Annotated in this window: 12 protein-coding genes; 4 read left to right on the top strand and 8 right to left on the bottom strand. The window is 44.4% G+C overall.

Annotated features, from left to right (window positions below):
* Positions 1–251 precede the first annotated feature (251 nt).
* The gene (locus DKW60_RS22245) at positions 252–902 is read left to right on the top strand and encodes a hypothetical protein (RefSeq protein ID WP_109839855.1); all 651 of its coding nucleotides are present in this window, start codon (positions 252–254) and stop codon (positions 900–902) included.
* The gene (locus DKW60_RS22240; protein WP_109839854.1) at positions 899–1,738 is read left to right on the top strand and encodes a hypothetical protein; all 840 of its coding nucleotides are present in this window, start codon (positions 899–901) and stop codon (positions 1,736–1,738) included. Before DKW60_RS22245 ends, DKW60_RS22240 begins: the two co-directional genes overlap by 4 nt.
* A gap of 47 nt (positions 1,739–1,785) precedes the next feature.
* Here the strand turns inward: DKW60_RS22240 and DKW60_RS22235 are convergent, their stop codons facing one another.
* From DKW60_RS22235 to DKW60_RS22205, 7 genes are all read right to left on the bottom strand, one after another.
* Complete coding sequence (locus tag DKW60_RS22235; protein WP_109839853.1) at positions 1,786–2,181, bottom strand: type II toxin-antitoxin system VapC family toxin; 396 nt, start codon at positions 2,179–2,181, stop codon at positions 1,786–1,788.
* The gene (locus DKW60_RS22230) at positions 2,178–2,435 is read right to left on the bottom strand and encodes an AbrB/MazE/SpoVT family DNA-binding domain-containing protein (RefSeq protein WP_109839852.1); all 258 of its coding nucleotides are present in this window, start codon (positions 2,433–2,435) and stop codon (positions 2,178–2,180) included. Before DKW60_RS22230 ends, DKW60_RS22235 begins: the two co-directional genes overlap by 4 nt.
* A gap of 206 nt (positions 2,436–2,641) precedes the next feature.
* Complete coding sequence (locus tag DKW60_RS22225) at positions 2,642–3,727, bottom strand: mandelate racemase/muconate lactonizing enzyme family protein (protein ID WP_109839851.1); 1,086 nt, start codon at positions 3,725–3,727, stop codon at positions 2,642–2,644.
* Between the two features lie 24 nt (positions 3,728–3,751).
* Positions 3,752–4,516, bottom strand: coding sequence for a class II aldolase/adducin family protein (locus DKW60_RS22220; protein ID WP_109839850.1), 765 nt, complete (start codon positions 4,514–4,516; stop codon positions 3,752–3,754).
* An 11-nt stretch (positions 4,517–4,527) separates the two neighbouring features.
* Positions 4,528–5,757, bottom strand: coding sequence for a M24 family metallopeptidase (locus DKW60_RS22215; RefSeq protein ID WP_219988876.1), 1,230 nt, complete (start codon positions 5,755–5,757; stop codon positions 4,528–4,530).
* Complete coding sequence (locus DKW60_RS22210) at positions 5,754–6,650, bottom strand: NAD(P)-dependent oxidoreductase (RefSeq protein WP_109839849.1); 897 nt, start codon at positions 6,648–6,650, stop codon at positions 5,754–5,756. The genes DKW60_RS22215 and DKW60_RS22210 overlap by 4 nt, the downstream gene beginning before the upstream one ends.
* Before the next feature lie 298 nt (positions 6,651–6,948).
* Positions 6,949–7,803, bottom strand: a complete 855-nt coding sequence (locus DKW60_RS22205; RefSeq protein ID WP_109839848.1) for a LysR family transcriptional regulator — start codon at positions 7,801–7,803, stop codon at positions 6,949–6,951.
* Positions 7,804–7,925: 122 nt separating this feature from the next.
* Here DKW60_RS22205 and DKW60_RS22200 point away from each other — a divergent pair, with 122 nt between their 5' ends.
* Positions 7,926–8,852 carry a 2-hydroxyacid dehydrogenase gene (locus DKW60_RS22200; RefSeq protein ID WP_109839847.1) on the top strand — a complete coding sequence of 309 codons (927 nt, stop codon included), beginning with the start codon at positions 7,926–7,928 and terminating at the stop codon, positions 8,850–8,852.
* 5 nt (positions 8,853–8,857) lie between these two features.
* Complete coding sequence (locus DKW60_RS22195) at positions 8,858–9,736, top strand: HalD/BesD family halogenase (protein WP_109839846.1); 879 nt, start codon at positions 8,858–8,860, stop codon at positions 9,734–9,736.
* Between the two features lie 66 nt (positions 9,737–9,802).
* Here DKW60_RS22195 and DKW60_RS22190 read toward each other — a convergent pair.
* Positions 9,803–10,798 (bottom strand): DUF21 domain-containing protein (locus DKW60_RS22190; protein ID WP_219988875.1); only part of this gene is annotated, 996 nt, incomplete at its 5' end.

Here is a 10,798-nt window from a genome sequence, read left to right as displayed (position 1 = left end):
CTACTCTTGACCATAGCTCCCACAATCCTTCCACAAATATCTGCACCTTGTATACGAGGGAAATGTAGCGGTGTGCCAGACCAAGTGGCATCATCATCGTTGAATAAATAACACGCCACCAATAGCAATTTCAGGCAAATTTACTACACTAGTAGTTAATCATCTTTTGAGAGACCAGACACCACGAACAGTCATGCCAAAGATGCAACATCAGGGAAATAACGCACATAATAAACGGACTTGGAGTCATCATGCTTAAAACAAAAATACTCACCACAGCAGTATGCTCTCTGCTGTTAGCAGCTATCGCGACTCAGGCAGGCGCATCGCCCAATGCGGTTCAGGATAAACACCGTGACCTTGCGGCTGCCATTCAAAGAATCATTCTTCAACAACAGTCACTTAAGAAACTCGACAATACCTATTTCCACCCGATTGATGCCATCAAATATGGCGTACAGATTCGTAATCCTTTCAATAAAATTCCGGCGAATGTCGCCGAGGCAATGTTGACAGGTGGGCTTAATTTAAAAGCAATGGCGCGTTATCGGGCGATTTACGTTGGTGGTATGTTGGCTGGCGCGAGTGCCAGAAAGTTAATTAATAGCGACCCCGGCACGGTCTTAGTCATCGGTAATGGCACTATTGCACATGACCCGGTTTACAGCCGGGGGCCCGTTGTTATTCTGGGAAACGCGCAATTGACAGGCGGAATGTATGGCGAAAATCTGGTGTGGTACAGCGATGATGCTGCGTTTATCAATGATGACTACACCAAGCATATTGGCCTACCGGCTGTGATACCAGGTAATAATCCAAACCATAGTTTTGGCACCACTTTATACAGCCCACAGGAAGAAAAAGCTGCTGCAGACGCTCTAAGCAAGAAGGTGAAACAATGAAATTAATCAACCAAACAGTATGGGGTGTTGCGTCTCTCTTAAGTCTTAGTTTTGCTACATCCGCACAGGCTGATTTTGTAATTCCAACTCTGCAACAGATTCAGGATAAGCAGGCAGCCATTCGCTTTTGTAATGATTATGCTGATGTTGCCATTGAGCAATTTGCCAAAAGCAAAACACTGAGTTGTGGATTTAGTGGGCCACGCTGGAATAATGACCGCCAAGGACAATTTAATTGGTGTCTGACTGTGCTGGAACCATTTGCTATTACCGAACGTGGCTTTCGTGAAGATGCATTAAAAACGTGTCAGGAGAATAAAAGCAGTGGTAACAACCCACAAAATCAAATCTCTATACCCCAAGCCTGTAAAGACCCAACTAAAGCGTATACCTCAGTGAAGCAGATTAATCACCACTTCCGCTATGAAACTAACCTCACCTCACCGGTACAAAACGGCTTGATTAGCTATGACTATAACCGTGACAGAAAAGCGGACTACGTATTTTTGGAAACCAAAGACGATAGCGCCAGAGTGGCTATGTGCTTTAGTCAGGGTCAACGTTACCGGCGACAAGTGACAGATATTACGTTTTACTCAGGCTCAGGTGGCTTAGGAAGTTCAAAATACGAGATCACCCAACAAGGTGACACATTGGTGGTGACTATTGATGAGTTTGAACACAATGCGGGGAGTAGTTATCGTCAGGTTAGCTATCGCTTCGATCCTTCGACCAGCAAATTCAAAATTATAAAGAATGAATCGGATGTATATCCGGTGATCTATGACGGTCAGCCGTATCCGATGGGTGCGCCAGTGACGCCAAAGTTATTTTAAGCCGCTGAGATTTATTTGATATCCTTATTTGAGGTAGTTAACTAAGTTTATAGCTCAGTGAAGAGTGGTGATTTTGCTGCTTTTTTATCAAAGGTCAGTGTTGTGTCGCACCCACCTCCTTTTGCAACTTGTGAGATCAGTAAGTCTGATAAGTCGTAAGTATTGTCATGGCTAGCTGTGACGAAATCACGCACTACCTGCTGATCCTGAAACTCAAGTGCTGACATTGAAAGAAGCTCACTAATCGAGAGTAATATATCCTGACGGGGAACTTCATAAGCACTTCTAAGTACCCAAATAAGCTCAAGTACGACGGTTTGACTAACAAACAAAGGCTGTTTCATTTTTTCAGCCTCAGACAGAATTTGGGTTACTTTTTGAGTTTGTATCTCATCATCTTGTATGAGAAAACGAACAAGCACATTCGTATCTACAGCTTTCATGTGATGTCATTCTTAAATTGCTGTTGAACTGCGTTATCCATCTCCTCGATAGTGAGAGATTTACGTCTTTTGTATTTACTCAAAATACCTGCAACCTCTGACACTTTTCGAGTAACAGGTTTTATCACAATTTCACCGTGGCTATTTAGCAAAAATTCCACTTTGTCCCCCGTCACAAGGTGTAGAATTTCACGCACATCCTTAGGAATGGTAACCTGACCTTTTTGGGTCATTGTAGAAACAAGAACACCCATAACAAACACTCCATAGTATTACCAACTTATCAATCATTACCTAGAGTAATACCACGCAGTATGGAAGTCAAAATGAAATACTGCTAAGTGGTATCTTATTAACGCGATCCACCAGCAATCATTTCAACACCTTATCGGTTCCGAATAAGCAATATTTTTGAATCATCAATTGCAATTCGGTGAAACCGATATCTTTAGTACCAAATTCAGTCAAACTGAAAACGCTTTATCGTTTCTTTATTAAATGTAAAACCAGTGCCCGCTCGCTCAGGAATAATTAGCTCACCGGCCTCCAACTCCATGGTTTCATTAAACAGAGGTGTGTACCAAGGCATGTGCTCAACCGAAATACAGTTAGGCGAAGAACCCGCGATAGACAAACTGTGCTCAGTGAAGATATGCGTGGAGATTGGCATATCAACACTGGCAGCAATCGCTGCAACTTTTCGCATTTCCGTTAATCCACCGATACGTTGCAAATCAGGCATTAAAATATCACAGGCCTTGGCGTCAACCATGGCGCGCATGCCGTAACGGGTGTACTCGGTTTCACCGGACGCGATTGGCATATCCAAGCTACTACGTACTTCCGCATGCCCCTGTAAATTCTGAGCACCAACAGGCTCTTCCAACCAAGCTAGCTCATAAGGCTCAAGCTTATGACCCAGTTTGATTGCCTGCTTAACTGTGAGCGCCTGATTCGCATCCGCCAGCAACTCGATATCATCACCAATACACTCCCGTACTACTCTGACGCGTTCTACATCTTCACGCCAATTGTCTTTGCCGACGCGTATTTTCATAGAGCGGAAGCCTTGGTCAACAAAATGCTGAGCGTCAGATATCAATTCATCGATAGTCTGTGAAAGCCACAAACCACCGGAAGCATAGGTTTTAATACGACTTCGGCACGCACCAAATAAACGATGTAAGGGCTGATTCAGAGCTTTACCTTTCAAATCCCACAAAGCTGTATCTATCGCAGCCAGAGCACCAATAGTGATACCCTTTTGCCCCATTGGATTAACCGACTGGTAGATCTGCTCCCAGATTGCTTCAACAAAATCTACATCTTGCCCTCCAACTAGCGGGGTATAACTCTGAATCACCTCATCAAACGCCTTTAATCTCAAGGCATTGAGTGTGAAACAATAACCCTCGCCCACCAGCCCCTGATCACTGTGCACCGAGACCAACACACAACCCACAGAACGCATGTCGTGAATGGCGGTTTTGATTGGCTTATCCAGCGGTACATTAACCAGTTGCGTGGTAAGTTTGCTGATTTTCATAGAAACTTCATGAGCCTATTTATCTTAGTTTTTGTAAGATGGATCCTGACGATCAACGCGACGAAGCAGCGCAGGCCACTCATGCAGACCAGGTGAAAACGATTCGTATTGTTCACAAGACATTTTCCATAGTGCCGAATCCGCCGGATCAATTTTCAAACCCGTAGCATGCGCCTGAAGTGCAGTCTCACACAGGCGAATCAGATAATACATATTCATAAACGCTTCACCAGCCGTCTTACCGACAGTTAAGAAGCCGTGATTACGCATCACCAAACATTTGTTATCACCTAAGTTCTCAGCGATACGGAATCGCTCATCTAAGTCTACAGATAAACCTTCCCAGTCATGATAGCCAATTTTGCCGTATAGCATGGACGAATCCTGCACCAAAAACGGAATACCCTCTTCAAACACCGTTGCAGCAATCGCTGAGGGCGGATGCGCATGAAATACAAAGTGGTTTTCAGGATGATTCAGATGAATAGCACTATGAATGACAAAGCCTGCAGTATTGACGTCAGCAGGACCTTCCAGCACATTACCTTCTTCATCAACTTTGATCATGTTTGACGCTGTGACTTCTTCATAAAGCAGTCCAAAGCGATGCATAAAGAATTGATGATCCGTTCCTGGCACACGTGCGGTGTTATGGTTCCAAACGGTATCATCCCAGCCCATCATTTGGGTGAGTCGGAACATTGCTGCTAAATCTACACGTGTTTGCCATTCCTCAGCACTGGTTGCAGTAGCACTTTTAAAATCTTCAGCTTTAACTTCTTGTTTCATAATATTCCTTGTTACTCCAGTAAGTCAGGTTCAAATGGGTAGTTCGTTAATAACTCATAGCCTGTGTCTGTGACTAATACCTGCTGTTCAAGCTTAACGCCATCACGCTCACCTTGCGCACCAATATAACTTTCAATACACATCACCATTCCAGCCTCAAGTTGGCAATCATAGGGGTTTTCCATACGGAAGATGTGTTTGATCTGTGGATATTCGTCGCACATACCCACCGCATGTGCAACACAGGTGTAAGCATTCGCCTGAAACTCTTCAGGCACAGGCCAGGCCAATTGTTGAAACTCACGGAGACCAATGCCCGGCTTGACCAGATTCATGTTGAAAGTAATTTCTTCAACAGCTAGTCGGTACAATTGTTTCTGTCGGAGAGTAGGTTTAGCGGGGCCACAGTGAAAAGTCCGGGAAATATCGGCGAAGTACCCCATCGGCCCAACCATATCCGTATCAAATCCGACCAGATCACCGGATTCCAGTTTGCGAGGCGAAGCCTCCTGTAGCCAAGGGTTAATACGTGGCCCGGATGCCAGCATTCGGCCATCATGCCAATCACCATTATTCGCAAGGCTGGTGTAGTTGAGTAAGGCCCAGAGTTGTAATTCACTCACACCCGGTTTGATTGCTTGTTTCAGTTTGCTAATACCAAGCTCAGCGACCGCGATTGACCATCGCATACAGGCAATTTCATCAGCTGATTTTATGACTCGCGCATGCTCACTGATCATCACACCATCGATTACCTCCAAACCACGCCTCTCAAGTGCTTGTGTGATTGCAGGCGTAACATATTCAACCGCGACACGTCGATTATCTGTACCGATTTCACTCAGGAAATTGACAACATCATCTGCCAATGCTTCAGCGGCAGCAACTAACACATCACCACCATCAAAATATGTCACCGGTCTTCCGTGACGCAGCTCAAATCCCTGCGGGTCTGGCTCATAAGCGCCAAAAGCAACCACGGGACCTTGCTGCGGGTAAAACAGATAAGTCGTTGGAATATGCGACTGAAACAGCGCGTAATTTCGGTAATTGACGGCATAACGCATGCTGATAGGATTAAACATGATACAAAGTGCTGCATCCGCTTTTACCAACTCATTCTTTAGACGATTGCTGCGATAACTATGCAATCGTTGATGATCAATCTCTGGCATCGGATGAAACTGAGCCAGGTCACTCCAGTCATCATCATTGACCATTGCGTCACAGATAGCCGTCATGACCGCAGCAATGTGCCGCTGGCATCTTCCAATAATTTCACTGCAATCAGGTGATTTGCATCCTTGCCATAGGTCTCACAAGCTTCCTGATAAATATCTGTCACTAATTGCGACATCGGTAAAGTAATGCCTAAGGTTTCCGCCAATTCCATCGCCAGTCGCATGTCCTTTAGCGCCAACCCCAAGGCAAATGAAGGGTCATAATCACCATTTAACATACATGGGCCATAGCGATCCGCGACGTAACTTCTGCCAGTACTATTTTGAATAATATCCAGCATTTCCGAAGCACTAACGCCAGCTTTCACTCCCAGCATCAAGGCTTCTGACAAAGCGATGGAATGAAGATAACACAATACCACCTGAGAGATTTTGGCCGCATAACCAGCGCCTGATTGGCCTAGATGTTTTGTGTTTGAACCGATCACTTCATAGATATCACGGTGCGCTTCAAAGGCCGTCTGATCGCCACCTACATAAATACTGAGTGTGCCGGCTCTGGCCCCTTCATCTCCGCCTGACACCGGTGAATCTAGGAAGTCGATTCCCCGCTCAGTTGCTGCTGCCAATAGATCCTGACAGGTCGCTAAATTATTCGTACTCAAATCAATCCATGTAGCACCTGTTTTTGCATGTAAAAATACATTTTGCTCTGCAAATGCAGCGATCTGAACAGGCCCCGGCAAAGAACTCATAATGACATCTGCATTTGCCAAGGTTGCAGGAATATCGTCGATCCACTCTGCACTGGCATTGCCGTCGTCAGCTCTTAGTAAATTGGCCGCTTTGGATTTATCAAGGTCAAATACACTAAGCTGGTAGTCTCCTGACTTCAGCAAATTGACTGCCATAGGATTTCCCATATTTCCCAGCCCAAAAAATGCGATATGCATGTGCGACTCCTTAACGGTTGGCATTGTGTTAAATCACTGTAGCAATGTTGATTGCTATTGAAATTATCACGCCCCCTCCAAACAAGTAAAACGAATATAAATGATCCTTCAAATCGATAATCTTGTTATGTCAATGAACTTTTGACGGGAATTAAATCTGACTAGATAACACGCCACTCATGGCAATTTCAGATAAATTAACTACACTATAGTTAATCATCTTTGGGCTGTTAGAGACGGTGAAGGGAATTGCCAAAGCTTATGGCACTATTGCGCTAAGCAAGGGGGTGAAATAGTGTCAGCTCACGGCCAGACTCACCTCTTTCAAACCCTGAATTGCCACCTCAAGCAACTCAGGGTTAATCGGCTCTTCCTGATACACCAGATAAAGCGGTCGCTGAAACACTGGTGCATCTTCCACACGATACAACTGCCCATTGGTAACCAACTCAGTCACCATACTCTGGATAAAATAGCCCGAGCCACCACGTTTCAAAATGTGATCTAAAGCGACGGCCCCCAAACCTATGGTCATACGGTGAGTCGGAGCATCTGGAAAGGCCATGCTATGTTCCGTATGAAATGCATCGCCCCAATCAACAAAGATATACCCCGGCACCTGTCCTGTAGATATTTTACGTGGCGTGCTAGATACCATGATCAGTGACTCAGACATCAAAGGTTCAATAGCAACACCCGGACGCTGTTGAGGTTGGTACATCACCGCCAGATCCAGCACACCATCTCTGACTTTTCGCATCAATGTATCAGAATACTCCGCAATAATTTGTGTGGCACTCTCTGGCATATGTTGCTCCATCCATAGCAACCACGGTGTCGCTAACTGATCCCAGTGATTAAGCTGAATACCCAGATTGGTAATCGATGTGAGTGCTTCGGGTAGCGCCACTTCTTGCTTGGCACGACCCCAAGCCTGTACCACTGTCAATGCGTGTGGATGAAAACGCTGACCACCCGCCGTCAGTTCCACACCGCTACGCTTGCGAATAAACAAAGGCCGATTCAATTGATCTTCCAATGCCTTAATGCGTGCACTAACGGTAGACTGAGTAACATACAGTTTCTCTGCAGCTAGTTGGAAACTACCTGTGCTAGTCACCTCCAGAAAGGTTTTGATGTGATCGATGTACATAGGCTTGTGACTCCGGCAGAAACTAATTCAACTAAATCGATATAACAGTCCATTTATATTCGTTTGAATTGTTAGATGGATTACTGAAAAATATCAATTAATTATTATGGAGACTGCCATTAATGGCTATTTTACTGAACAATAATTGTGATGCTGGTAATGCGGAATGGCTTCTTGCATTGGCTAAGTACTTACCTGACATGCGCATTTACAGTTATCCAAATATACCGGAGCCGGATGAAATCAAATACGCCTTGGTGTGGAATCATCCGGCGGGTGACTTAGCAAGATATCCAAATCTGCATTGCATCTTGTCATTGGCTGCAGGTATGGACCATCTGTTAAGCGATTCTGATTTACCGGACGTTCCGCTGGTGTCATTGGGTGACCCGACGATGTCTCAGGAGATGGCAAATTATGCCTTGTATTGGACAATCAATGCGCAGCGTCATTTTGACCAATACCGTGTACAACAAGCGAATAAATACTGGCAACGCATAGAAACGACACCTCCTGAAGCATTCAAGGTATTAGTCTTAGGTCTAGGGCGTATCGCAGTCAAAGTTAATCATAACATTCAAGCTGCAGGTTTTGATGTCAAGGCTTGGGATTTCAAAGAAAAACAAGTTGATAAAATCCAGTCTTATCACGGCTTGGACGCGCTACCAGATTTATTAAAGTCGGTAAGTGTTGTCATTAGCTGTTTGGCATTAAACAGTCGTAGCCAGTATCTAATCGATGAGCAGTTTCTCGAAATGATGTCGCCACATAGTCATCTGATCAATATTAGCCGTGGCGATATTGTCGATGAGCAAGCACTCATCAATGCACTGGATAAACTTAAAATCTCGAGTGCGACCCTAGATGTAATGAGCGTTGAACCATTGCCCAAAGAACACCGTTTGTGGCGGCATCCCAAAGTTAATATTACCCCCCACATGGCTGGTCCGACGACAGCCAACAGTGCCGCACGCATTATTTCAGAGAATATTAGACGTATTGAGAATGGCTTAGATCCTGAGCCAATATTTGACCGTAGCAGAGGATAATCACTATGAGTTCTGTAGCCAATTTTGACGTACTTCAAGTTCGCTCACTTGAACAGATAATCGACCTGAAACGTTACCCGATTCATGACTTGGAGAATGCGAATACAAAACGCATTATCAAGGAATCGCAGGAACGTTTAGATTATGATGGTTGCGCATTAATTAAAGATTTTTTACTTCCGGAATCATTACACAGAATGCGCGAAGAGTCTGAACGCCTTTATTCACAAACCTATTGGCCAGAATCCAGTCATACGCCTTATTTTACAAAAGATGACCCCAGTCTGCCGGAAGGACATCCCAAGCGATACTTTCAAAAGCGCAGTAGTGGCTATATCAATTCTGATATCCTCGAGCAAGACTCTGATTTGCAGGCTATTTATGACTCTCCCATCGTGACCCGTTTTATCGGGGAATGTTTGAATATCTGGCCGTTGTATACCTGGGCAGACCCTTTGGGTTCAAACCCTTACTCGCTGATGGATGAAGATAACTACTTCCCCTGGCATTTTGATGGCAATGATTTCACTGTCAGCCTGTTAGTTCAGGAAGCTGAAAAAGGCGGTATCTTTGAGTACGCAGCGGATATTCGTAATCCTCAAGATGAGAACTTTGAGGGTGTTAAGGATATCCTCAACGGCAGTCGCGAAGGAGTTAAAGAGTTAGACTTACGACCCGGTGATTTGCAAATTTTCAAAGGGCGATTCTCCATGCACCGTGTCACTCAGGTAGAAGGTAAGAAACGCCGGATCATTGCCTTGCCGACCTATGTGACAGACCCATATTATGTCAACAGACCAGCACATTCTAAGCACTTATATGGTCGTGCGCTGCCAATACATTATGAGCGTGAGAATTATCGTCCCGATGGTTTAACAGATTGAATGACTGAATATGCTTGTCTCCAGATCGAGCACACAACGTAGGTATGTGTGCTCGGCCCCCTAGGTTTAGTGGTGCGCAGCAATACCTCTCAATAATCGTCCTAATATATCGGCCCCCGTGATAATTCGCTTTTGTTCTTCAGTCCATAGCAGAATAATATCTTTATCGATAACAGCGTCAGAATCTTCCTCAGTATCAGACTTGAGCCGACTTAGTAAGTCTCCCAGTGGCATTTCCGGATCATGAACAATGATTGGTCTATGACAGTATTGGTAAAAATTAACTGTCTCTGTGTTCTGGAACAATGCTGCACGTAGGAAGCCATCAGCATCCATGACTAAATGAGGTATATCACTTTCGTCTGTCAATATAACCCATTTATGTCCCGACTTTTCTACACGCCTTAGAAACTCATCCTGAGGAGTTGCAGTAAAATCAGGAATGATTGGTAAATCTAATTTTGTGTGTAGTGAAATTAAGCTCAAAGGATCGATGTCTTCGCCTTCTTTGGAGACAGCTAAGTCATCGATCTGAAGAAAGTTCAGCGCACCAATCCCTTCAATATGTTCGACTTCAGCTTCATCAGCTTCAACGTGTTTTTTGATAATCTCACGGATGTCACGCTCACGCATATAGTCAATGCCTTCAACACCAAGCCACATATCTAAGAATTTAGCGCATGGCTTTGCAACGACATAAAGCAATATTTGATAAAATCTCAAAACAGGTGCCAACATTGACGCCATTCTCAAGGCATTCCTCGAAAAATATGCCTGAGGTGTGATCTCACCAAATATCGTGATGAATGCGGTTGAAAAGATAAATGCACTCATCCCTGTTAATACAGAATCAGATAATAGCGTGAGCAATACATTGATACCGACATTGCCCCATAAAATTGTAGTGAGTAAGAAGTTTGAATCGCGCCGCATACGCAATACTTTTTTAGCGTGAACGTCACCATCACTGGTTAACACTTCCAGCTGCAGTCGGTTAAGACTAAAGAAGGCAAGATTTAAACCTGAGAACATTGCCGATTGTGGAGTTATGATTGAAAGTAG

This window comes from Leucothrix pacifica, assembly GCF_003172875.1.
Classification (GTDB): Bacteria; Pseudomonadota; Gammaproteobacteria; order Thiotrichales; family Thiotrichaceae; genus Leucothrix; species Leucothrix pacifica.
Note: the sequence above shows the minus strand (reverse complement) of the source record. Positions and strands in the feature narration are given on the sequence as shown.